General features: G+C 57.5%; 25 protein-coding genes and 1 tRNA gene. 18 read left to right on the top strand and 8 right to left on the bottom strand.

Going from position 1 to position 23531, the window contains the following annotated elements; all coding sequences use genetic code 11:
• Positions 1-4 precede the first annotated feature (4 nt).
• From DVA44_RS18195 to DVA44_RS18210, 4 genes are all read right to left on the bottom strand, one after another.
• The gene (locus DVA44_RS18195) at positions 5-1087 is read right to left on the bottom strand and encodes a YncE family protein (protein ID WP_114387743.1); all 1083 of its coding nucleotides are present in this window, start codon (positions 1085-1087) and stop codon (positions 5-7) included.
• Between the two features lie 267 nt (positions 1088-1354).
• Positions 1355-2158 carry a hypothetical protein gene (locus DVA44_RS26280; protein WP_139157112.1) on the bottom strand — a complete coding sequence of 268 codons (804 nt, stop codon included), beginning with the start codon at positions 2156-2158 and terminating at the stop codon, positions 1355-1357.
• A gap of 120 nt (positions 2159-2278) precedes the next feature.
• On the bottom strand, positions 2279-2623 hold the full coding sequence (gene yajD, locus DVA44_RS18205; protein ID WP_103178545.1) for an HNH nuclease YajD: 345 nt from the start codon (positions 2621-2623) through the stop codon (positions 2279-2281).
• Between the two features lie 117 nt (positions 2624-2740).
• Positions 2741-2817: transfer RNA gene (locus tag DVA44_RS18210), tRNA-Arg, on the bottom strand.
• A 220-nt stretch (positions 2818-3037) separates the two neighbouring features.
• On the opposite strand from DVA44_RS18210, the gene folD reads away from it, so the two are divergent.
• The 5 genes from folD (at position 3038) to DVA44_RS18240 (ending at position 7585) form a co-directional block, all read left to right on the top strand.
• Positions 3038-3904 carry a bifunctional methylenetetrahydrofolate dehydrogenase/methenyltetrahydrofolate cyclohydrolase FolD gene (folD, locus tag DVA44_RS18215; RefSeq protein WP_103178543.1) on the top strand — a complete coding sequence of 289 codons (867 nt, stop codon included), beginning with the start codon at positions 3038-3040 and terminating at the stop codon, positions 3902-3904.
• 1 nt (position 3905) lies between these two features.
• The gene (gene ybcJ / locus DVA44_RS18220) at positions 3906-4118 is read left to right on the top strand and encodes a ribosome-associated protein YbcJ (protein WP_023334767.1); all 213 of its coding nucleotides are present in this window, start codon (positions 3906-3908) and stop codon (positions 4116-4118) included.
• A gap of 282 nt (positions 4119-4400) precedes the next feature.
• Positions 4401-5900, top strand: coding sequence for a PTS transporter subunit EIIC (locus DVA44_RS18230; protein WP_103178542.1), 1500 nt, complete (start codon positions 4401-4403; stop codon positions 5898-5900).
• A 74-nt stretch (positions 5901-5974) separates the two neighbouring features.
• Positions 5975-6991, top strand: coding sequence for a Mal regulon transcriptional regulator MalI (gene malI, locus DVA44_RS18235; protein ID WP_114387746.1), 1017 nt, complete (start codon positions 5975-5977; stop codon positions 6989-6991).
• 72 nt (positions 6992-7063) lie between these two features.
• On the top strand, positions 7064-7585 hold the full coding sequence (locus DVA44_RS18240; RefSeq protein WP_103824098.1) for a metal-dependent hydrolase: 522 nt from the start codon (positions 7064-7066) through the stop codon (positions 7583-7585).
• An 81-nt stretch (positions 7586-7666) separates the two neighbouring features.
• Here DVA44_RS18240 and cysS read toward each other — a convergent pair whose 3' ends face one another.
• Complete coding sequence (gene cysS, locus DVA44_RS18245) at positions 7667-9052, bottom strand: cysteine--tRNA ligase (protein WP_114387747.1); 1386 nt, start codon at positions 9050-9052, stop codon at positions 7667-7669.
• Between the two features lie 172 nt (positions 9053-9224).
• Between cysS and ppiB the strand changes: the two genes are divergently transcribed.
• The 7 genes from ppiB to mnmH all read left to right on the top strand — a co-directional run bounded on the left by ppiB (position 9225) and on the right by mnmH (position 13947).
• Positions 9225-9719: a peptidylprolyl isomerase B gene (gene ppiB / locus DVA44_RS18250; protein ID WP_020685026.1), complete on the top strand. Its 495-nt coding sequence runs from the start codon at positions 9225-9227 to the stop codon at positions 9717-9719.
• Between the two features lie 3 nt (positions 9720-9722).
• Positions 9723-10445 carry a UDP-2,3-diacylglucosamine diphosphatase gene (gene lpxH / locus DVA44_RS18255; RefSeq protein ID WP_114387748.1) on the top strand — a complete coding sequence of 241 codons (723 nt, stop codon included), beginning with the start codon at positions 9723-9725 and terminating at the stop codon, positions 10443-10445.
• A gap of 143 nt (positions 10446-10588) precedes the next feature.
• Positions 10589-10798: a YdgH/BhsA/McbA-like domain containing protein gene (locus DVA44_RS18260; RefSeq protein WP_103178537.1), complete on the top strand. Its 210-nt coding sequence runs from the start codon at positions 10589-10591 to the stop codon at positions 10796-10798.
• 70 nt (positions 10799-10868) lie between these two features.
• On the top strand, positions 10869-11057 hold the full coding sequence (locus tag DVA44_RS18265; RefSeq protein ID WP_114315725.1) for a hypothetical protein: 189 nt from the start codon (positions 10869-10871) through the stop codon (positions 11055-11057).
• Positions 11058-11228: 171 nt separating this feature from the next.
• The gene (purE, locus tag DVA44_RS18275) at positions 11229-11738 is read left to right on the top strand and encodes a 5-(carboxyamino)imidazole ribonucleotide mutase (RefSeq protein WP_103824094.1); all 510 of its coding nucleotides are present in this window, start codon (positions 11229-11231) and stop codon (positions 11736-11738) included.
• The gene (gene purK / locus DVA44_RS18280; RefSeq protein ID WP_114315726.1) at positions 11735-12802 is read left to right on the top strand and encodes a 5-(carboxyamino)imidazole ribonucleotide synthase; all 1068 of its coding nucleotides are present in this window, start codon (positions 11735-11737) and stop codon (positions 12800-12802) included. The genes purE and purK overlap by 4 nt, the downstream gene beginning before the upstream one ends.
• Positions 12803-12876: 74 nt before the next feature.
• Positions 12877-13947 (top strand): tRNA 2-selenouridine(34) synthase MnmH, encoded by a 1071-nt coding sequence (gene mnmH, locus DVA44_RS18285; protein ID WP_114387749.1) that lies wholly within the window; start codon positions 12877-12879, stop codon positions 13945-13947.
• 123 nt (positions 13948-14070) lie between these two features.
• On the opposite strand, the gene DVA44_RS18290 is transcribed toward mnmH, so the two are convergent.
• The 3 genes from DVA44_RS18290 to ybbA all read right to left on the bottom strand — a co-directional run bounded on the left by DVA44_RS18290 (position 14071) and on the right by ybbA (position 18496).
• A complete protein-coding gene (locus tag DVA44_RS18290) occupies positions 14071-15216 on the bottom strand; it encodes a porin (protein WP_114387750.1) in 1146 nt (381 codons plus the stop codon).
• A gap of 182 nt (positions 15217-15398) precedes the next feature.
• Positions 15399-17813, bottom strand: coding sequence for a putative ABC transporter permease subunit YbbP (gene ybbP / locus DVA44_RS18300; protein ID WP_114387752.1), 2415 nt, complete (start codon positions 17811-17813; stop codon positions 15399-15401).
• Positions 17810-18496, bottom strand: coding sequence for a putative ABC transporter ATP-binding protein YbbA (ybbA, locus tag DVA44_RS18305; RefSeq protein WP_114387753.1), 687 nt, complete (start codon positions 18494-18496; stop codon positions 17810-17812). Before ybbA ends, ybbP begins: the two co-directional genes overlap by 4 nt.
• Between ybbA and tesA the strand changes: the two genes are divergently transcribed.
• The 6 genes from tesA to DVA44_RS18335 all read left to right on the top strand — a co-directional run bounded on the left by tesA (position 18467) and on the right by DVA44_RS18335 (position 23525).
• The gene (gene tesA / locus DVA44_RS18310; RefSeq protein WP_103178530.1) at positions 18467-19090 is read left to right on the top strand and encodes a multifunctional acyl-CoA thioesterase I/protease I/lysophospholipase L1; all 624 of its coding nucleotides are present in this window, start codon (positions 18467-18469) and stop codon (positions 19088-19090) included. The two genes, ybbA and tesA, sit on opposite strands and share 30 nt — an antisense overlap.
• Positions 19080-19889: an SDR family oxidoreductase gene (locus tag DVA44_RS18315; RefSeq protein WP_114387754.1), complete on the top strand. Its 810-nt coding sequence runs from the start codon at positions 19080-19082 to the stop codon at positions 19887-19889. The genes tesA and DVA44_RS18315 overlap by 11 nt, the downstream gene beginning before the upstream one ends.
• A gap of 57 nt (positions 19890-19946) precedes the next feature.
• Positions 19947-20801 carry a co-chaperone YbbN gene (locus DVA44_RS18320; protein WP_103824087.1) on the top strand — a complete coding sequence of 285 codons (855 nt, stop codon included), beginning with the start codon at positions 19947-19949 and terminating at the stop codon, positions 20799-20801.
• A gap of 323 nt (positions 20802-21124) precedes the next feature.
• Positions 21125-21979 (top strand): hypothetical protein, encoded by an 855-nt coding sequence (locus DVA44_RS18325; RefSeq protein WP_114387755.1) that lies wholly within the window; start codon positions 21125-21127, stop codon positions 21977-21979.
• A gap of 176 nt (positions 21980-22155) precedes the next feature.
• Positions 22156-23067: an SPFH domain-containing protein gene (locus DVA44_RS18330; protein WP_114387756.1), complete on the top strand. Its 912-nt coding sequence runs from the start codon at positions 22156-22158 to the stop codon at positions 23065-23067.
• Positions 23067-23525, top strand: a complete 459-nt coding sequence (locus DVA44_RS18335) for an NfeD family protein (protein WP_114388449.1) — start codon at positions 23067-23069, stop codon at positions 23523-23525. Before DVA44_RS18330 ends, DVA44_RS18335 begins: the two co-directional genes overlap by 1 nt.
• Positions 23526-23531: the final 6 nt, after the last annotated feature.

Below are 23531 nucleotides of genomic sequence, written 5' to 3' on the forward strand. Positions count from 1 at the left end.
AAGATTATTTCAGGGCGATACGCACCACGCTGTCCGGCCCGTTGGTGGAGTGGTCTTTGTTGAACGGCTGTTTAACGGTGACGTACAGGGTCTGACCATCCGCCGACAGCAGCAAGCTGTTGGGGTTTGGCGGCAGATCCCAGCTCTGCTTCACTGCATAGGTGGTGGCATCCAGGCTCAGCAGCTTGCCGCTTTCGCGCTGGGTGATGTAGAGCTCGTTGCGTTTGGCGTTGAACTTCACCGCCAGCGAATCGCCTACGTCGAGCTGTTTGATGAGTTCTCCGCTGCGGATATCCAGCACCAGCGTGGTTTTGGCTTTGGAGTTATCGGTGACAAACAGGCGACCGGTGGCGGGATCCTCCGCCAGGTTGAGCAGCAGCGCTGGTTTATCGCCAAGCGGCTTCCAGCGTTTTTCGATGCGGTTGCTGCGGGGGTCAATAATCAGAATTTCGCCGCCGCCGTTGGCCACGTAGAGACGCCCGGTTTGTTCAGACCACATCAGGCCGGTCACCCACTGCCCCGCGTTTTTGATGGTTTTTTTCAGCGTCAGGGTCTTCGCATCCACCACCCAGACCACCGCTGGATCGCCCACTCCGCCGATATAGAGTAGGTCGTTATGCAGCAGCACCTGACGCGCGCCGTACGGGTAGCCCTCTTTATTGCGCTCGGTAAACAGCAGACGTTTTTTCACTTTGCCGTCTTCAGTGCTGATGGCGCTGATCCCGCCGTCCAGCGAATTCGTGGCATAGACCGTTTTGCCGTCCGGGGAGATAGCGAGCGCGAAGTTTTTCAGATCGGTATGGCTGCGACCGATGGTTTTGAGGGTCGCCGGGTCGAGCTTGTAGATCACCCCGCCCTGCACATCCTTGAAACCTTCCGAGCTGGCAACATACAGTGCATCCTCTTTCGGGCTCAGGACCATTTCGTACAGGCCGTCAGCCAGATCGCGTTTTACGAGGTTGGTCTGCGCCGGGGCAGCAGGTTTCGGGATATCAGCAGCAGGTTGGGTTGTGGCAGTGTGCTGTGCAGCACAGCCGCTGAGAGAGACAGCCACCAGCAGCGCCAGGGTAGAAAATTTCTTTGACATCAGGAGCATCCTTTACCGTACAAATCGAATTTGCGGTGGACGTCTGCGTCGCATAAGTGTTGCGATTATGGTTGTGATATCGGAGCTTACGCCCCGTGCAGAGTCACCATTAACACTCAGTGTTCCATGTGAGATCTGCGCTCACTGCTCTTGCGGAAAAGTCCCTGTGCACCCGCAAACACTAAAGAGAATGAGAACTATACTCATTATCTTTATATGATCAAGTGTAAACAGGGGCAACAAAGTAAAAAGGGAGATAAGCGCGGGTTACTCTTTGCGGGCCTGCAACACAAAGGGGGAGTGCTGTTCGTCAACCGGCATGCTTTTCAACACCGCAGGCTGGGCACCAGACAGCTCCGTCATCCCCAGCGCCGAAAAGACGCCGCTGTTGATGACCTCATCCGAAAACGGCACATTGCCGTTTTCCTGACGAATAATCGCCTTGCTGAGGGCGCGTAATATGTCAGGCGAGGTCACATCCAGCCGGGTGGTGGGCGAGACGCCGAGCGCCTGGCTGACATTCTGGATATAGGCGGTGGTATCGTTGTTATCCTGCGGTGGCGCCCAGCGGGAGATAATTTTGCTGATGGTATCCAGCCCGCGTCGCTGGTAGGAGAGCAGGTTGATCCCCAGCGCGCGTATCCCGTGTTCGGGGGTGGCAAAGGTGGCGAAACGCCCGTCAGTGCCATTCTGCCCCAGCCAGCTAAATGCCCAGCTGGCTTCCAGATTGCCGGGATTGTTATTGCGAATCCCGCGAACGCCTGCGCCTGGCGCCCGCCAGGCGGGACCGGAGCGGCTGTTTTTGTACTCAGACAGGCGGTTCATCAGCGCGATTTGCTTCTCACTCCAGCCCTGGATACGGGCGTACTGATCCAGTTGACCAAACGAGGCGGGCGTCGCGGCAACGGCGGTCTGGCGGGTATCAGCGGAATTGAGCGTCGGGATAGCGGGCTGCGAAACGATCGGTTGCGATGCGTGGGATACCTGCTGAAAAGAGGCCGGGACGCTGGTCTGCGACGCCCCTGAAGAGTCGGTCTGAGCCGATAGCGTCGCCACTTGCTGCGTGTTCATGCTCTGCTGCTGGACATAGTAATGCGCAATACCGGACATCATTTCCTCTGAATACTCACCCGTTATCTGTTCGGGCGTTGCCGGGTTCGCGTCGCTTGCCCGGCCTGGACACTACATGAATTATTTTTTGTTGAGCATCGATTTCAGATCGGCAAACGGATTGTAGGTGGCTGCTCCCACATCCTTTTGCGCATCCTCACCCGCCACCACGGTGGTTCCGTACATGTCGGCTTCGGTGTACTTCGAATGCTCGTGATCGTGGCAGAACAGGCACAGCAGCTCCCAGTTACTGCCATCCTCCGGGTTATTGGTGTGGTCATGATCGATATGGTGAACCGTCAGTTCACGCAGGTTTGAATAGACAAACTCCCGCGAGCAGCGTCCGCATACCCAGGGATAGATTTTGAGGGCTTTCTCACGGTAGCCGCTTTCCAGCCGCGCGTAGTTTTTGGGGATCAGAGCCATTGCCGGTGTTACCTGTCAGAAGGTGAGACGAGAATGTCGCTACTATATCGCAGAATGGAACCGAAGGAGAAAGGTACAGAACGCAGAATCGCTAAAAGGTGAAAAATGGAGTTTGAATGGCACGCCCTAAAGGATTCGAACCTTTGACCTACGGCTTAGAAGGCCGTTGCTCTATCCAACTGAGCTAAGGGCGCACAGAGAAGAAACTTCGCAGTGGTGAAGCGCGTGGAATTATACGGTCAACTCCGGTTGAGTCAATTGATTTTAGTACAATCCTCTTTCAGTTCATACCCCTGCCCCTCCTCAGCGCCGCTTAACAGGAAAATCCGCAAAGTGTGACTGACAGCAGCGCGCGCTTCTGACAAAATATGCTCATCCCCCCTTTCACTCCTTACAGACGGAATCTTCTCTCTGATGGCAGCAAAGATTATTGACGGTAAAACGATTGCGCAGCAGGTGCGCTCTGAGGTTGCGGAAAAAGTGGCAGCACGTCTGGCCGCGGGAAAACGCGCCCCTGGGCTGGCGGTTGTGCTGGTCGGCAGCAACCCGGCTTCACAAATTTATGTCGGCAGCAAACGTAAAGCGTGCGAAGAGGTCGGCTTTCTCTCCCGCTCTTACGATCTGCCGGAAACCACCACGGAAGCAGAGCTGCTTGAGCTGATCGATACCCTGAACGCCGATAAAGCAATCGACGGCATTCTGGTTCAGCTGCCGCTGCCTGCGGGCATCGACAATGTGAAAGTGCTGGAACGTATCGCGCCAGACAAAGACGTGGACGGCTTCCACCCGTACAATGTGGGCCGCCTGTGCCAGCGCGCGCCTCGCCTGCGTCCCTGTACGCCGCGCGGCATTGTGACCCTGCTGGAGCGTTATAACATCGACACCTACGGCCTGAACGCCGTGGTGATTGGCGCATCCAATATCGTCGGTCGCCCAATGAGCATGGAGCTGCTGCTGGCCGGCTGCACCACCACTGTGACCCACCGCTTTACCAAAAATCTGCGCCAGCACGTCGAAAATGCTGACCTGCTGATCGTGGCGGTCGGCAAGCCGGGCTTTATCCCGGGCGAGTGGATCAAGGAAGGCGCTATTGTGGTGGACGTGGGGATTAACCGTCTGGAGAGCGGCAAAGTGGTCGGCGACGTGGTGTTTGACGATGCCGCCGCCCGTGCCTCTTATATCACCCCGGTTCCGGGCGGCGTAGGCCCGATGACCGTTGCAACACTGATTCAGAATACTTTACAAGCATGCGTTGAGTATCACGACGTAGAGGAAGCGTAAGATGGCGACATTTTCATTAGGTAAACACCCGCATGTTGAGCTGTGCGATCTGCTAAAGCTCGAAGGCTGGAGCGAGAGCGGTGCCCAGGCCAAGATCGTCATTGCTGACGGTCTGGTCAAAGTTGATGGCGTGGTGGAAACCCGCAAGCGCTGCAAGATCGTAGCCGGACAGACTGTGAGCTTTGAAGGTCAGAGCGTGACCGTAACGGCCTGAGCCGTCTGATGCCCGGCGGCGCTGCGCTTGCCGGGCCTACATACGGGCTCTGTCTGTAGGCCGGGTAAGGCGCCAGCCGCCACCCGGCAATTCTCTTCACTATTCCCCCACGACCATCACGGTTAATTATCGATCAACTTCAAATAATCACTATTTCATCTGTTAAAAGGTGAGAATTCAGTTGCGCAGATTTCACCCTTTCATCACGATAAGTAGAACGTTCTACTAAAACGTTCTACTCACTATAACAGCGCTCACAGAGCGCACTCGGGGGAAATCAGCATGAGTCTGATATCAGGGTTTGTTAAATCGCTGTCAAAATTGTCGATGATTGGTCGCGCATTAATGCTGCCGATCTCGCTGCTTCCCGCTGCGGGCCTGCTGCTGGCTTTCGGCGATAAATTCCACCTGCCGTTGATGATGAACGCGGGCGGCGTCATTTTTGATAACCTGCCGATGCTGTTTGCCATCGGCTCTGCCGTCGGCCTGGCGTCAGAATCGGGTATCGCCGCGCTGTCGGCAGCGGTGGCGGTGTTTGTCACTAACATCACCATTGGCACCGTGCTCGGCATTACGCCGGAGATGGCCTCCCAGGGTGGCAAGTACGCCATGGTGGTGGGCATCCCGACCCTGCAGATGGGCGTCTTTGGCGGCCTGCTGTGCGGGATCCTCGCCGCGTGGTGTTATAACCGCTTCCACACCATGCAGCTGCCGGAGTTCCTCGGCTTCTTCTCCGGAAAACGTTTTGTGGCGATCGCCACGGCGTTCCTCTCATTTGTGATGGGGCTCCTGCTGCCGTACGTCTGGCAGCATATCCAGGCCGGTATCGACGCGCTGTCGGTGATCGTTAACGGTGATAACCAGGCGGCCTCGACCTTTATCTTTGGTCTGGTTGAACGTGCGCTGATCCCGCTGGGTCTGCACCATATCTGGTATCCGTCGTTCTGGTACTCGTTCGGGGATTACACCACCCAGGCGGGCCAGGTGATCCACGGCGACCAGACCATCTGGTTCAAGATGCTGGAAGAAGGGGTGAAATCCTTCAGCAGCGATACCTACCAGAACGCCGGTAAATTCATGCAGGGCGAGTTCCCGCTGATGCTGTTCGCACTGCCTGCGGCCTGTCTGGCGATGTACCACGAAGCGCACACCAAAAACAAAAAGATTGCCGCCGGTATTCTCTTCTCCGCGGCACTGACCTGCTTCCTGACCGGGATCACCGAGCCGGTGGAGTTCACTTTTATCTTTGTGGCGCCGATCCTCTACGTCTTTAACGCCATCATGGCGGGCCTGGCCTACATGACCATGTACCTGCTGCATGCGCATATCGCCAAGTCCTTCTCCGCGGGCTTTATCGACTATCTGTCGTTCGGGATCCTGCCGTCGTTCAACGGCTACCAGACCAACTTCCTCAACGCCATTATCATTGGTGTCCCGATGGCGCTGATTTACTACTTCACCTTCCGCTTTGTGATCCGTCGTTTCGACGTGAAAACGCCGGGCCGCACTGAAGTGACGGCCAATGCGGACGATAAAACCGATACCGAAATTGCCAACGAAATCATCGGCCTGCTGGGCGGCGCGCAGAACATCAACTCTGTCGGCTCCTGCATCACCCGCCTGCGTCTGGAAGTGGCGAAGAGCGATGTGGTGGACAAAGACGGTCTGAACGGCCTCGGCGCACGCGGCGTGGTCTTCGTCGGTGACTCCGGCATTCAGGTTATCTTTGGCGCCCGGGCGCAGTTTATCGCCCAGACGATGTCCACCCTAATCGGTAAATAATAAGCTGCCTGTCCGACACGTCTCCTGTACTCTTACGGGAGGCGTTGTCTTATCAGGCATTTCAGGGAGAAGATGTGAAGAAGGTCAGCATCATTGATGTCGCCAGAGAGGCAGGGGTTTCGGTCTCTACCGTCTCGCTGGTTCTGCGTCAGAAAGGAAAGATCTCAGAGGCGACGATCGAAAAAGTCCACGCCGCCATCACCGCCCTGGGCTACGTGCATAACGTGGCCGCCGCCAATCTTCGCGCCAACACCTCCAACCTTATCGGCCTGATCCTGCGCGATTTCAGCGACAGCTTTTCCATTAAGGTAATGGCAAGCATCGTCCAGGAGCTGGAAAAGCAAGGGTATATGGTCTTTCTCGGCCAGCCGCTGAACGACGGTGAGCATCTTGAGCGCTGCCTGCTCTCCTTTAAGCAGCAGGGGGTTGCCGGGGTGATCTACCTCTCCTCCAGCGCCCAGCAGGCCACCCTGCCCGCACTGATCCGCCAGTGCCCGCTGCCGCTGGTGGCGGTCTCCCAGTCGCTGCTCAACGAAACCTGCAATCTGGTGATGCGCGATAACCGCCAGGCGGCGCATCTGGCGACCCGCTATCTGATTGAGCGGGGCCATCGCAATATCGCCTATATCGGTGGCCGGGAAGGCGACTTAATCCGCGAGCAGCGGCTGCTCGGTTTTCGCAGCGCGATGACGCAAAACGGGCTGGTGTTCCGCGACGAATTCGCTCCCGTCTGCAGCGACGATACCCAGGCGGTGAGTTTCGCCACCCGTCAGCTGCTGGAAAAAAACAACACCATTACCGCCCTGCTCTGCCACTCCCCGGATGCGATGATTGGCTCTATCTCCGGGATCCATCACGTTGGCCGCACCGTGGGGAAAGATGTCTTCCTCACCCAGCAGGTGGCGCTGGTGGGATTTGAAGATATGCTGCACGTCAACCTCACCTCCCCGTCCTTTACCTATGTCTCCTCCGCCAGCGAAGAGACGGGGCGTCAGGCGGCGGGGTTAATGATCCGCCAGCTAAAAGAGCCTGAGCTGCAAACCCAGCGCATTACTCTCTCGGGGCAGCTCGTCGCCCGGGAATCGGCATAATTCAGATTTACGCCCGGCTCTGCGTTAAGCCGCGCTCTGCTATATTTCCTTGATTTGCCATGGATAATCCTTATGCCAACCATTATTACCCACGCCGCTGTGCCGGTTTGCCTCGGCTTAGGACTGGGCAGCCGGGTGATCCCCCCTCGCCTGCTGTTCGCCGGGATCGTTCTCGCCATGCTGCCGGATGCCGACGTACTCGCGTTTAAGTTTGGCGTCGCCTACGGCAATATTTTTGGTCATCGCGGGTTTACCCACTCGCTGCTCTTTGCCTTTGTGGTGCCATTACTCTGCGTGCTGGTCGGGCGACGGTGGTTCCGGGCGGGGCTGGTGCGCTGCTGGCTGTTTTTAACCGTGTCGCTGCTGTCGCACAGCCTGCTGGATTCGGTGACGACGGGCGGGAAGGGGGTCGGCTGGCTGTGGCCATGGTCGGATGAACGCTTTTTTGCGCCGTGGCAGGTGATCAAGGTCGCGCCCTTTGCGCTGTCGCGCTACACCACGCCGTACGGGCATCAGGTGATTATCTCGGAACTGCTATGGGTGTGGCTGCCGGGGGTTATCGTGATGGGTTTGTTGTGGTGGAAGCGGCGTTAAAAAAGCCGGGTGGCGGCTGCGCCTTACCCGGCCTACAAAAACCCATGTCCGGCAAGCGATGCGCCGCCGGACATGATGGACTTACTTACGGCGCCAGGTGGTGCCCTGCGGGCCATCTTCCAGGATGATGCCCATCTCGGTGAGACGGTTACGCGCGGCATCGGCCGCGGCCCAGTCTTTCGCCTGACGCGCTTCCAGACGCGCCTTGATTAACGCTTCAATTTCAGCCACTTCGCCGTCATCCGTCTGCGCACCGCTCTGCAGGAACGCTTCCGGCGCCTGCTCCAGCAGACCCAGTACGCCAGACAGTTTACGCATATGAGAGGCCAGCGCATTAGCCGCATGCGCATCTTCCCCTTTCAGACGGTTCACTTCACGGGCCATATCGAACAGCACAGAGTAGGCTTCCGGCGTGTTGAAGTCGTCATTCATCGCCTCGATAAAGCGGGCTTCAAACGCCTCGCCGCCCGCAGCCGCCACGGAGGTGTCAGTCCCGCGCAGGGCGGTGTAGAGACGCTCGAGAGCAGAACGCGCCTGCTTGAGGTTCTCTTCGCTGTAGTTCAGCTGGCTGCGATAGTGGCCGGACATCAGGAAGTAGCGGATGGTTTCAGCATCGTAATACTTCAGCACGTCGCGCACGGTGAAGAAGTTGCCCAGCGATTTGGACATCTTCTCGCGGTCAATCATCACCATCCCGGAGTGCATCCAGTAGTTCACATATTCGCCGTCATGGGCGCAGGTGGACTGGGCGATTTCGTTTTCATGGTGCGGGAACATCAGGTCAGAACCGCCGCCGTGAATATCGAAATGGTTACCCAGCTGTTTGCAGTTCATGGCCGAACATTCGATGTGCCAGCCCGGACGGCCCGCGCCCCACGGGGACGGCCAGCTTGGTTCACCCTCTTTGGACATCTTCCACAGCACGAAGTCCATCGGGTTGCGTTTAACCTCAACCACATCCACGCGCGCCCCAGCCTGGAGCTGATCCAGATCCTGACGGGAGAGCTGACCGTAGTGCGGATCGGTCGGCACGTCGAACATGACGTCGCCGTTGTCCGCCACGTAGGCGTGACCTTTGGCAATCAGCTGTTCGGTGATCTCAATGATCTCAGGGATATGGTGCGTCGCACGCGGCTCCATGTCCGGGCGCAGAATATTCAGCGCGTCGAAATCCTTGTGCATTTCGCCAATCATACGATCGACTAAATCGACAAAGTTTTCCCCATTTTCGTTCGCGCGTTTGATAATTTTGTCGTCGATATCGGTGATATTGCGTACATACTTAAGGTTGTACCCAAGGAAGCGCAGATAGCGCGAGACCACGTCGAAGGCGACAAAAGTACGGCCATGGCCGATATGACAGAGATCGTAAACGGTAATACCACACACGTACATGCCGACTTCCCCGGCATGAATAGGTTTGAATTCCTCTTTTTGGCGCGTCAGTGTGTTGAAGATTTTTAACATCGAAGATTCCATGTGAGACGTGTGTGGGTGAAAACAGCATATTCTAATGGTAATTCAAACCCGAAGCAGCACGCAATGCAAGGTGATCGCGTCGTGAGGTTATGCTATAACAAGCGCTTATTGTGGCCCCTGGCGGGGTCGAAGCACCACTATAACGGAACAGGATGCAAAAATGGTTACTTTCCACACTAATCATGGCGATATCGTAATCAAAACCTTTGATGACAAAGCGCCTGAAACAGTTAAAAACTTCCTGGACTACTGCCGCGAAGGTTTCTACAACAACACCATTTTCCACCGTGTCATTAACGGCTTTATGATCCAGGGCGGCGGTTTTGAACCTGGCATGAAACAGAAAGAGACCAAAGAGGCTATCAAAAACGAAGCTAATAACGGTCTGAAAAACACCCGCGGTACCCTGGCGATGGCCCGTACTCAGGCGCCACACTCTGCCACCGCGCAGTTCTTCATTAACGTAGCAGACAACGACTTCCTGAACTTCTCTGGCGAAAGCCTGCAGGGTTGGGGCTACTGCGTGTTTGCAGAAGTGGTAGAAGGTATGGACGTGGTTGACAAGATCAAAGCCGTTTCTACCGGCCGCAGCGGCATGCACCAGGACGTTCCAAAAGAAGACGTTGTGATCACAAGCGTGACCGTCAGCGAATAATTCGTGGCGACACTCTTTATTGCAGATCTGCATCTGCAAACAGAAGAACCGGCGATCACCGCCGGTTTTCTGCGTTTTTTGCAGGGTGAAGCCCGCCACGCCGATGCGCTTTACATCCTGGGGGATCTGTTCGAAGCCTGGATTGGCGACGACGACCCGAACCCGCTGCACCGCGAGATAGCGGGTGCGCTTAAAGCGCTGGTCGACTCTGGCGTCCCCTGCTTCTTTATCCACGGCAACCGCGACTTTCTGCTGGGCAAACGCTTCGCCCGGGAAAGCGGCATGATCCTGCTGGCGGAAGAGACCGTCCTCGACCTGTATGGCCGCCGGGTGCTGATTATGCATGGCGACACGCTCTGCACTGATGATACCGGCTATCTGGCGTTTCGCGCCAAAGTGCATACCCCCTGGATCCAGACCCTGTTTCTCGCCCTGCCGCTGTTTATCCGCAGCCGTATCGCCGCGAAGATGCGCGCTGGCAGCAAGGCCGCCAACAGCAGCAAATCGATGACCATCATGGACGTGAACCCGCAGGCGGTGGTCAGCGTGATGGAAAAACACCAGGTCCAGTGGCTGATCCACGGCCATACCCATCGCCCGGCCATGCATGACCTGACCGCCAACGGCGAGCAAGCCCACCGCGTGGTGTTAGGCGCCTGGCATAGCGAAGGATCGATGATTAAGGTCACGCCCGAAGGCGTGGAACTGATCGCTTTCCCTTTCTGAAATCCCCGCCTGAAAATTATTCAATTTTTTTGAACTCCTCCCGCAAATTGTTTTGATTTTAATCACACTTTGGTCGGCCTATGATTACTCACATCAGGGCAACAACGCCCTACTCCAGACAAATCAGCTTAAGGAATACGACCATGAAATCCATCAAAACTTTCGTTGCAGTTGCCGCACTTTCTCTGATCTCTTTCGGTTCTTTTGCCCAGAGCGTGAGCGCTACCGCCTCTACCATTGACCGCGCCGAAGCCAAAATCGCCGCTCAGGCCGCTAAAGAGGGTGCAGCCTACAAAATCACCAGCGCCCAGTTCGACAACCGTGTGTACATGACCGCTGAACTGACTAAATAACTTAATGCATTGCCGTGCCGCCAGATAAAAGACCAGCGACAGCGACAATACGATGAACAAGGAAAAGAGAATGAAAAATATCAGTATCGTCAGCGCCCTGCTGCTGGCCGCTTCCCTGACTTCTGGCGCGATGGCCGCCGAGAACACCTTCTCCACCCCGGAGGCGGGTTCGAATATCGACACGGCTGTACATCAAAATCATATTGATGTGAGCCATGCTTTTGATAAAGAGAGCCTGACCGCAGGTAATCTCCTGTAAATTGTCAAAGCAACCTGTGAAAAGACCGCCTTTCGGCGGTTTTTTTGTGGCAGAAAGCGCGGGATTTTGCCGGAAGTTTTAGCCGCGCAACCGTTTTCCTTGCCTGTGTATCGTGCTATTCTCTCTCACCTCAAAAGCCGAGAGTTGTGCACCACAGGAGTTTTAAGACGCATGTCTTCCAGCAATAATCCGGCGCGTGTCGCCATCGTGATGGGGTCCAAAAGCGACTGGGCTACCATGCAGTTCGCCGCCGAAATCTTTGACATCCTGAACGTTCCTCACCACGTTGAAGTGGTCTCCGCGCACCGCACCCCCGATAAACTGTTCAGCTTCGCCGAAAGCGCGGAAGAGAATGGTTATGAGGTGATTATTGCCGGTGCCGGCGGCGCCGCGCATCTGCCTGGTATGATTGCCGCCAAAACCCTGGTGCCGGTGCTCGGCGTCCCGGTTCAGAGCGCAGCCCTGAGCGGTGTCGACAGCCTCTACTCCATCGTGCAGATGCCGCGCGGCATTCCGGTAGGGACGCTGGCGATTGGCAAAGCAGGCGCAGCTAACGCCGCACTGCTGGCCGCTCAGATCCTGGCAACTCATGATAAAGAACTGCATCAGCGCCTGGTCGCGTGGCGTACCGCCCAGACCGACGAAGTACTGGAGAACCCGGACCCGCGAGGTGCGGCATGAAGCAGGTTTGCGTCCTTGGTAACGGTCAGTTAGGCCGTATGCTGCGCCAGGCTGGTGAACCCCTGGGGATCGCCGTCTGGCCGGTCGGGCTGGACGATGAACCTGAAGCCGTGCCGTTTCAGCAGAGCGTCATCACCGCAGAAATCGAACGCTGGCCGGAAACGCCGTTAACCCGCGAGCTGGCTCGTCACAACGCCTTCGTTAACCGCGACGTCTTCCCGATTATTGCTGACCGCCTGACGCAAAAGCAGCTGTTCGACGATCTGCATCTCGCTACCGCGCCGTGGCAGCTGCTGAGTGAAAAAAGCCAGTGGCCGGGTGTGTTTGACTCTCTGGGCGAACTGGCGATCGTCAAGCGCCGCGTGGGTGGCTACGATGGCCGCGGCCAGTGGCGTCTGCGTGCCGGGGAAACCGACCAGCTGCCGGACGAGTGCTACGGCGAGTGCATTGTTGAGCAAGGCATTAACTTCAGCGGTGAAGTGTCGCTGGTGGGTGCCCGCGCTCATGACGGCAGCACGGTCTTTTATCCCCTGACCCACAACCTGCATCAGGACGGCATTCTGCGCACCAGCGTGGTCTTCCCGCAGGCCAACGCAGCGCAACAAGCGCAGGCAGAAAGTATGCTCTCTGCCATCATGCAGGCGCTGGGCTACGTCGGCGTAATGGCGATGGAGTGCTTCGTCACCCCGGAAGGCCTGCTGATCAACGAGCTGGCACCCCGCGTCCACAATAGCGGCCACTGGACGCAAAACGGTGCCTCCATTAGCCAGTTTGAACTGCATCTGCGCGCCATTACCGGCCTGCCGCTGCCGCAGCCGGTGGTCAACAGCCCGTCGGTGATGATCAACCTGATCGGCACCGATCTGAACTACGACTGGCTGAAGCTGCCGCTGGTGCATCTGCACTGGTACGATAAAGAGGTGCGTCCGGGACGCAAGGTCGGCCATCTCAACCTGAATGACAGCGATATCCCTCGTCTTTGCGCAACGCTTGAAGCGATTGTCCCGCTGCTGCCGCCGGAGTACGCCAGCGGGATTGCCTGGGCGCAGTCAACGCTCAGCTAAGCCTCACCGCCGGGGAGTTGACCTTCCCCTTCCCCGGCGTAAAATCCTGCCCATTGTTGTTTTGAGGGATCCTTATGAACGATGGGACGGACTACCGCGCCATACTTGCTACCGACACGCCATTAATTGACGTGCGTGCCCCCGTGGAATTTGCCCAGGGCGCCATGCCTGCGGCACACAACCTGCCTTTGATGAACGACGACGAACGCGCCGCCGTGGGCACCTGCTATAAACGCCAGGGTCCGGAGGCGGCACTGGCGCTCGGCCACCGGCTGGTAAGCGGTGAGACGCATGAAGAGCGCCTGGAGGCCTGGCGCGCCGCCTGCCTTGCCCACCCGCAGGGCTATCTCTGCTGCGCCCGGGGCGGACAGCGCTCGCATATCGCGCAGGCGTGGCTGAAAGAGGCCGGGGTGGATTATCCGCTAATCGTCGGCGGCTACAAAGCGCTACGCCAGGCGGCAATCCAGGCGACCGTTGAGCAGGTGCAAAAACCCAGCGTGCTGATTGGCGGCTGCACCGGGAGCGGCAAAACGCTGCTGGTGAAGGCGCATCCTGAGGGCGTCGATCTCGAAGGGCTGGCGCACCACCGCGGCTCGTCGTTTGGCCGCACGCTGGCCCCGCAGCTTTCGCAGGCCAGTTTTGAAAACTATCTCGCCGTCGAGTTGCTGAAAAAGGACGCCGCGCGTTGGGTGCTGGAAGATGAGGGGCGGATGATTGGCTCTAACCATCTGCCGGAGTGCCTGCGCGACCGCATGGCGCAATCGCCCATTGTGGTGGTTGAGGACCCGTTTGAGGTGCGCCTTGAGCGCCTGCGCGAAGAGTATTTCGAGCAGATGTGGCAGGCCTTTCGTACCGCGCGTGGCGAAGAGGCGGGCTGGCTGGAGTACGCGGAGTATCTGCACCACGGCCTGTTTGCCATTCGCCGTCGGCTGGGGTTACAGCGATATGCCGAATTGACCGCCCTGCTGGATTCCGCGCTCGTTGAACAGCAGCGTACCGGCAGTACGGAGGCGCATCTCAGCTGGCTGGCGCCGCTGCTCAATGACTATTACGACCCGATGTATCGCTATCAGCTGGAGAAGAAGGCAGAGAAGATTGTCTATCGCGGGACGTATGGGGACGTGGCGGAGTGGCTGAGCCGCTGACAGAACGCCGGGTGGCGCTGCGCTTACCCGGCCTACACCGTTCCAGTACGCGCAGTGCAACCGGAAACAAACCGCACCGCACGTAGCCCCGGATCGCTGCGCGCTACCGGGGGAACAGACGACTCAGAAATCGTAGCGCAGACGCACCAGGTTCATATCGCCCAGATCGTCGGTGCTGGAGGTGAATACGTGCTCGTAATCGACGCGGAAGCCGTAGTCCAGCTGGAAGCTGATCCCTACGCCGTTGTCGATGCGCTGGTAGTTGCGGCCATTCATGGTCTCAATACGGTCACCCATAAAGTAAGGCTGGATCGTTTTCACCGCATACTGACCAATCGGGAATTTATAACCCGCGAAGTACTCAATACCCCACGCATCGCCCGCGAAGTAGTCATTTACCGACACTTTTTTGCTGGTCATAAAGTTCTGATACCAGCCGCCGCCTGCGGAGAAGGTCCAGTTGTCCGGGGTCCAGCTCAGCGCGGTACCGAGGATGTTCTGATCCCAGCTTTTGCTGTCGCCGTTATCCGGGTTACGCATGTCGGCGCGGGTGTAGTTCCAGGCAGCGCCCCAGGTCAGATCGGTGGTCAGACGATAATCCAGGCCCAGTGAACCGCCGCCTTTACGCTTGTAACGCAGACCGTTGCCCGGCAGGTATTCGCTGTCTTCGAACAGGTAAGAGGCGTAGATATCGGCATCGCCGAGGGTTTTCTTATATTTCAGCATCTGGCGGGAACGGTAAGAGCCGTCGTAGTCACCGTTGATGCCGTTCCCCGGGGCCTGGCCGATCATGTCGTAATCCCAGATATCGGTTTTCGCGCCGACCACATCGTAATAGACGCTGTTCTGCTGACCAAAGGTCAGGGTACCCCAGGTGTCGCTCTTCAGGCCGGTGTAGAGCATGCGGCGGGAGGTATCGCGCGCGCCGTCCGCATGGTGGTTGTCCCAGTTAAACTGCGCCGGAATGTTCACACCCAGCTCGTAGTAGCTGACCCAACTGATGTCATCAAACAGGTAGTAATCCGCCGCGAAACGGAAGCGGGTGCCGCCGTCAAAGCCGTTACGCTTGTAGCTGTTTTTGCCGTCGTCGCCGGTCATGTTCTGGAACTGAGGACGAATACTGCCGCCAACGGTGAAGTTCAGACGGCTCAGCGGATTGCCCGCCTGCGGATCTTGTTTAAGAACGGTGATTTCAGCCTGGGATGCAAAAGAGGTCAATGCCACTGCTGCGCCAATAGCCACTGCCAGCGCTTTTTTATTTATAGTCACTGTTTTTCCTTGTTAAACACACTGCCATTTATTTATCAGGTGAATATTAACCAGGATTTATCTGTCCGTGTTGCCCAGTTTTTAATGTTTTGTGCCACTAAAATTCAATGATTTATCTTTTTATGCTACATAGCCATCACGTGCCAGTATAAAAACTGGCACGTGATAGTTCAGGAAAGGAATTAACCGGAGAACTGGCGGAACAGGGCTTTGCCTTTCAGTAAACGCGCCCCCAGCCAGCCGCCGCACAGCGAAAGCAGCACCGCTCCGCTGAGCGGCAGGATCGCCCACAGCCGCCAGTCCGGCTCCCACGGGAAGTCGAACACCCGGGTTTGCAGCACCGCCAGCGCGGTTTCTGCCCCAATGGCCGCCACCAGGCCAGCCACCAGCCCCAGCAGGGCGAACTCGCTCCACAGCGTGGTGCGCAGCAGCTTTTTACCTGCACCCAAGGTACGGTAGACCACCAGCTCCTGATGACGCTGGCGCATCCCGACCTGCACCTGGGCCAGCAGCAGCAGCACGCCGCAAATTGTGACCAACACCACCATCACCTCCAGCGCCCGGCTCACCTGCTCCAGCACCTGCCCGACCTGTTTGAGGATCGCGCCGATGTCTAGCAGGCTGATGGTCGGGAACTCGCGGTTAAGCTGGGTGAGCATGCCGTTGCCATTCTCCCAGCGGAAGCTGGTGAGCCAGCTCTGGGGCTGCCCGTCCAGCGCCCCGGCGGGGAAGATAAAGAAGAAGTTAGGCCGCAGGCTCTCCCAGTCGACCTTGCGCAGGCTGGTCACTTTCGCACTGAAATCCTGGGTATCGCCGGTAAAGGTCACCGTATCCCCCAGGGCGACGTTAAGGCGTTTTGCCAGCCCCTCCTCCATGGAGACTTCACCCGCTTTTGGCGGCCAGTTGCCGGCCACAATGGGGTTGTGATCCGGGCGCTTATCCTGCCAGGTGAGGTTCAGCTCGCGGTTGAGGGATTCATCTTTATTGCCCTCGGTGGACTGTCCGTTAATCTGGGTCAGGCGCGCCCGCACAATGGGGTAGTAAGACTCCGGGATAATCTGGTGTTCAGCGAGAAACGCTTTCAGGGGCGTTACCTGCTCCGGGGCGATGTTGATCAAAAAGTAGTTCGGGCTTTCTGGCGGGAGCTGCTGTTGCCAGCGATCCAGCAGATCGCCGCGCAGCACCAGCAACAATGCCAGCAGCATAAACGAGAGCGAAAATGCCGACAGCTGGCTGAGGGTCGACCACGGCTGGCGCAGCAGGCGATTTACCGCCAGACGCACCGGCAGCGATTTTACCGTCAATCCTTTCAGCACGCTGAGCAGCATCCAGCCCAGCACGCCGCAGAGCAGCGCCAGCACGACGGCGCCAGCCAGCACGGCCCACAGCAGCATGCTCCCACCCATCAGCCAGGCGAGGAGCATCACCACCACCGCCACGATAGCCGGAATGTAATATTTCAGCGGCCAGACGCTGGCCACCACGTCGCGACGCAGAACGCGCAGGGGCTGTGTCGCCAGCAGCAGGCGGTAAGGACGCAGCCCCACCAGCAGCGAAATGACGGTCATCGCCCCGATCGCCCAGAGCCACGGCCACAGGCTGGCAGGAGGCAGCGCGACGGGCAGCACCGGCTTGAGGAGTACCATCAGCACTTTTTCAAACAGTAGCCCCATCATCCCGCCGGTGACAGCCGAGAGCGTCAGCACCATCAGCCACTGACCGATAATCAGTTTGCGCAGCTGCGTCCTGCCCGCCCCCAGCGTTTTGAGGATCGCCACCAGATCGTAACGGCTGCGGCAGTAGTGGCCCATGGCGACTGCCACCGCCGCCACCGCCAGCAGCAGCGTCAGCAGCGCCGAGAGCAGCAGGAACTGCTGGGAACGCTCCAGCGATTTGCCGAGCGCGCCCTCCTCCTGCTCCATCCCGGACCAGCGGTGCTCCGGCTTCAGCTGCGGCAGGAGCCATTGTTCGTAACGTTCCAGTTGCGCGGGCGTGCCGCCAAACTTAAAGCGCCAGGTGACGCGGCTGCCGGGCTGTACCGCCGCGGTTTTGGCGACATCGGCGGTGTTCATCAGCAGACGCGGCGCCATCTGGAAGGGGTTAAAACCGGAATCAGGTTCTTGAACCACTTCCCCGGCGATTTTCAGGGTGGCATCGCCGACATCAATGCTGTCGCCGGTTTTTAAATTCAGCAGCGCCATCAGACGCGACGCCAGCAGCACCGTGCCCGGCGCAGGCTTCAGCCCCGGCGGGTTGGTCTGAAGCTCGCCGTAGAGCGGATAGATATCATCGACCGCCTTCACGCTCGCCAGCTGCGGCGTCTCGGCGGCAAAGGTCATGGTCTGGAAACTGATCTGCTCACTGACCTTCAGCCCCTCTTTTCTTGCCTCTGCAATCCACGCCTGCGGCACCTCGCGGGAGCTGCGTAGCGTCCGGTCGCCAGCCATAAACTCGCGGCTTTGCTGGCTGAGCCCCTTTTCCATCCGATCGCTGACGCTGCCGAGCGCCAGCACGCAGGCCACCGCCAGGCTTAACGCCAGCCAGACAATCAGCAGCGAGGGGGAGCGCCATTCGCGCCAGAACCAGCGGGCAATCATGCTTCCTCCCTCAATTCACCGTTCACCAGACGCAGGCGGCGGTCACAGCGGGCAGCCAGCTGCGGATCGTGGGTGACGAGGATCAGCGTCGTGCCGTGCTCGCGGTTCAGGGAAAAGAGCAGATCGGCAATTTTATCCCCGGTCTGGCGATCGAGGTTGCCGGTAGGTTCATCGGCAAAGAGCACATCCGGGCGACCGTTAAACGCCCTGGCCAGCGCCACGCGCTGCTGCTCGCCGCCGGAGAGCTGCGCCGGAAGATGATCGAGGCGTTTGCCCAGCCCCAGCTGCTCCAGCAGCGCTTTTGCCCCCGCCCGGCTCTGGGTAGTGTTCTCGCCGCGCAGCAATCCCGGCAGCTCGACGTTCTCCAGCGCGTTGAGGGTTGGGATCAACATAAACGACTGGAACACAAAGCCAATGTGCTTTGCCCGCAGGGCGGCGCGCGCCTCTTCATCGAGCTTATGCAAGGGTTGCCCGACCAGGTTGACCTCGCCGCTGCTGCCGTCATCCAGACCGGCGAGGATCGCCAGCAGCGTGGATTTGCCGGAGCCCGATTCACCAATCAGGGCGATGCTCTGCCCGCGTTTGACAATGAGTTCAACTCCGGTGAGGATGGAAAGCTCGTGCTCACCCTGACCCACGGACTTCTTAAGATGATGAACTTCAACAATGTTTTCCGCTGGCATTTGCCCTTCCTGTTTTTGATGCTGTTCTCATTTCGCGCCGCAGCTGCGGACACGCTATTAATTCTGGGTGACAGTCTGAGTGCTGGCTACCGGATGGCGGCCAGTGCCGCCTGGCCTGCGCTGCTGAATGATAAATGGCAGAGCAAAACGTCGGTTGTTAACGGCAGCATTAGCGGGGATACCTCCCAGCAAGGGCTCTCCCGTCTGCCTGCCCTGCTGAAACAGCACCAGCCGCGCTGGGTGCTGGTGGAGCTTGGCGGCAATGACGGCCTGCGCGGTTTCCAGCCACAGCAGACCGAGCAAACCCTGCGCAAAATTTTGCAGGATATCCGCGCCGCGAACGCCCAGCCGCTGCTGATGCAAATTCGACTGCCTGCCAACTATGGTCGTCGGTATAATGAAGCCTTTAGCGCGATATATCCGAAGCTTGCTAAAGAGTTCGATATTCCGCTGCTGCCCTTTTTTATGGAAGAGGTTTACCTGAAACCGCAGTGGATGCAGGACGACGGCATTCACCCCAATCGGGACGCCCAACCGTTTATCGCCGACTGGATGGCAACCCGGTTGGCTCCATTAGTTAAACATGACTCGTAATTCAACGGAGATCCTGACAGGTAAAGTTATGCAAAAATCGGTCTTAATTACAGGATGTTCCAGTGGCATTGGCCTGGAAAGCGCCCTTGAGCTGAAGCGTCAGGGGTTCTGGGTGCTGGCCGCCTGCCGTAAACCGGAAGATGTTGAACGGATGAACGGCATGGGCTTAACCGGCGTACAGCTGGATCTGGATTGTACCGACAGCATTGAGCGCGCCGCCGATGAGGTGATCGCTCTCACCAATAATCGTCTGTACGGGCTGTTTAACAATGCCGGTTTCGGCGTTTACGGCCCGCTGCAGAGCGTCACCCGCCAGCAGCTTGAAGCACAATTCTCCGCCAATTTTTTTGGCGTTCATCAGCTGACTATGCGCCTGCTGCCAGCCATGCTGCCGCACGGCGAAGGCCGGATTGTGATGACCTCCTCAGTGATGGGGCTTATCTCTACCCCGGGCCGCGGGGCTTACGCCGCCAGCAAATATGCGCTGGAAGCCTGGTCAGATGCCCTGCGCATGGAGCTCCGTCACAGCGGCATTAAGGTGAGCCTGATTGAACCAGGCCCTATCCGCACCCGCTTTACCGACAACGTCAATCAAACCCAGGCTGACAAACCGGTGGAAAATCCCGGTATCGCCGCCCGTTTTACCCTGGGGCCGGAGGCGGTGGTCGCCAAAGTGCGCCATGCTTTTGAGAGCAAAAACCCCAAACTGCGTTATCCGGTCACGCTGGTGACCTACGCCGTCGGCCTGCTGAAACGTCTGCTGCCTGGCCGGATGATGGACAAATTTTTACAGGGTTGAGTTGAAGCCACGCGCCACGCCCCCATGTAAACAGAAACTCATAATTGGGATAGCCGCATGTCCGTACAGAATATTGTCAACATTACCGAAGCCAACCTGCACCAGACTCTTGAACAGTCGATGACCAAACCGGTGCTGTTCTACTTCTGGTCTGAACGCAGTCAGCACTGTCTGGAGCTGACGCCGGTGCTCGAGAAGCTGGCAGCCCAGTATAACGGTCAGTTTATCCTGGCGAAGCTGGACTGCGACGCCGAGCAGATGATTGCCTCCCAGTTTGGCCTGCGCGCCATTCCTACGGTTTATCTGTTCCAGAACGGTCAGCCGGTGGATGGCTTCCAGGGCCCGCAGCCGGAAGAGGCGATCCGCGCCCTGCTGGATAAAGTGCTGCCGCGTGAAGAGGAGCTGAAAGCGCAGCAGGCGGCAGCGTTGATGGCCGAAGGCAAACATGACGAAGCTCTGCCGCTGTTGAAAGAGGCGTGGCAGCTCTCCGGTCAGAATGGTGAAATTGGCCTGCTGCTGGCGGAAACGCTGATTATCTTAAAGCGTTCTGAAGAGGCCGAAGTGGTGCTGAAAACCATCCCATTGCAGGATCAGGATACCCGCTATCAGGGGCTGGTGGCGCAAATTGAACTGCTGAAGCAGGCGGCGGATACGCCGGAAATTCAGCAGCTGCAACAGCAGGTTGCCGACAACCCTGACGACGCGGTACTGGCGAGCCAGCTTGCGCTGCAGCTGCATCAGGTGGGTCGTAACGAAGAGGCGCTGGAACTGCTGTTCAGCCATCTTAAAAAGGATCTGGCTGCGGCGGACGGCCAGGCGCGTAAAATGTTCCAGGAAATTCTGGCCGCCCTCGGGACGGGTGATTCACTGGCTTCGACCTATCGCCGTAAACTTTACGCTCTGCTGTACTGATTCTGCCAGCTGGCCGATCAGTGCCGCCTTAAATACTCTGTCAGCCGCCGTTATGGCGGCTTTTTTATCTCTGCTGGTAGCGTTTGTTTAGTCTTCCTGATGTTTAATTTTAAACAAATGTTAATCAGACTTTAACAATGTAAAATATAGCCTTTGGCATGTCCACGTTTCTGGACGATTAGCCCGCCTGGAGTAACGTTTATCTTCCATTTGTGATCATCGCAAAACTCCCGCACACGGTGCCATTAGTCTCCTCTGGCAGGATGGTGTTAAACTTTTTCGTTATGAAAAGGCCACGCTAATAACTATAGGAAGTATGCGGCATGACACATATCTTTTATGAGTTCACCTCTCTTAAGCCGGGTGTTCCTGATGTAGAAACATTAATGCAAGTCATCCGCTCATCGGCAGAAACCAGCTTCGTTATTGGCCCGGAAGTCGTTGATTTCGTCAAAAAAGCGCTGATCGTCAACACCACCATCGTCAGCTTTAAAAACTGCAAATTTGCTTTCGACAACGGCACGCATTTCATTGAATTTGATGGCAAAGGTAAATCTAAGCGTTACAACGAGGTCCCGCACTGGTTTGTCTCCCCGGCAGATTTCTCCCGCTCTCAGTGGCTGATCAACCATAAGCTGTCGGATGTGATGGCGACAACGTTTATCGATGTGCTGATGTCTTACCCGCTGAAAGAGCGCCGTGCCCACTGCAATCTGCTGTTTGGTTTAGACTTGCATAAGACAGGTATCGTGCCGTCCAGTACGCCTGCTGCGAGCAAAATCGGCAATAAAAACGGTAAAACCACAAAACCGAAAATTATCGAACTGGGCTCCTTCGAACTGTTCAGCCAGTTCTTTGACCGCCTGAAAAGCGCCGTAGCGGAGGATCGCTTCCCGACCCTGCAGGTGCTGACGGGGATCGATGATCTGTCGAAAGCGCCAAATAACCTTAAACAGGGGATCCGCACCTGGTTTAAAGCGATCTCCGGCGATCTGCCACCGAATAATAAACGCGTCGAAGCGGGTAACGCCGGTCTTTTCTGCGCCCCGGTGCGCGAGCAGTTGCAGCAGATTGAAGCGATGGGGCTGGAAAAATATTATGCAGGGCTGTCGCGGGCGATCGTTGAGGCGGGCGAGCAGTATATCGCTGACTTCTCTTACACTCATCCCGAAGCCTGATCTTCTCCGTTGGCGGAAAACCGCGTTGCCCTGCTATTTTTAGCGGGGCTTTTTTATGTCTGAATCCAGCCCGGCTCGTTGATTTGGCGGGAATTTACCCCTGTTTGCCGGTATACTTATGCGCAACAAACGAACAGTTTTAATCGCAACATGGAATACAAAACAGGAGGTTTTACATGTTCATCGTCATCCCTATTTTGATCTTCGTGGCGCTGGTGATCGTCGCCGCCGGTGTCAAAATCGTTCCGCAGGGCTACCAGTGGACGGTTGAGCGTTTTGGTCGATATACCACGACGCTGCAGCCGGGCTTAAGCCTGGTCGTGCCGTTTATGGACCGCATTGACCGCAAAATCAATATGATGGAGCAGGTCCTCGATATCCCGTCTCAGGAGGTTATCTCCCGGGATAACGCCAATGTCACCATTGATGCGGTCTGCTTTATTCAGGTGATTGATGCGCCGAAAGCGGCCTATGAGGTCAGTAACCTTGAGCTGGCTATCATCAACTTAACCATGACCAACATCCGTACCGTTCTGGGCTCGATGGAGCTGGACGAAATGCTCTCCCAGCGCGACAGCATTAACACCCGCCTGCTGCACATCGTCGATGAAGCCACCAACCCGTGGGGCATCAAAGTGACCCGTATTGAAATTCGCGACGTGCGTCCGCCTGCCGAGTTGATCACATCCATGAACGCCCAGATGAAGGCCGAGCGAACCAAGCGCGCCTACATTCTGGAGGCCGAGGGGGTACGTCAGGCGGAGATCCTGAAGGCTGAAGGGGAAAAACAGTCGCAGATCCTGAAAGCTGAAGGCGAACGCCAGTCGGCCTTCTTACAGGCTGAAGCCCGTGAACGTTCGGCGGAAGCGGAAGCCCGCGCCACGAAAATGGTTTCGGAAGCTATCGCAGCCGGGGATATCCAGGCGGTTAACTACTTTGTGGCGCAGAAATACACCGAGGCGCTGCAGGCCATTGGCTCGGCGGATAACAGCAAGGTGGTGATGATGCCGCTGGATGCCAGCAGCCTGATGGGCTCGATCGGTGGTATCGCGGAACTGATCAAAAACAGCGGCAACGAGCGCAAATGATGATCGAGATGATTGCTGCACATCCGCACGTTTTCTGGCTGAGCCTCGGCGGACTGCTGCTGGCGGCAGAGATGCTCGGCGGCAACGGCTATCTGCTGTGGAGCGGCGTGGCAGCCGTTATCACCGGGCTGCTGGTGTGGATCTTACCGTTCGACTGGGCATGGCAGGGCGTGCTGTTTGCCCTGCTGACCCTGATTGCCGCCTGGCTCTGGTGGCGCTGGCTTTTAAGGCAGGTGCGCGCCCAGAAGCCCGCCGATGCCCGGCTCAATCAGCGTGGTAAACAGCTGGTGGGGATGCAGTTTACCCTGGACACCGCCCTGGTTAACGGGCGCGGTCATATGCGCGTCGGCGACAGTTCATGGCCGGTTGTGGCCGACGAGGATTTAAGCGTCGGCACCAAAGTTGAGGTGGTGGCCGTAGAGGGTATTACCCTTCGCGTCCGGGCCCTTTCCCGATAAGAACAG

The sequence above is a fragment of the Leclercia sp. W17 genome (assembly GCF_003336325.1).
Taxonomy (GTDB): Bacteria; Pseudomonadota; Gammaproteobacteria; order Enterobacterales; family Enterobacteriaceae; genus Enterobacter.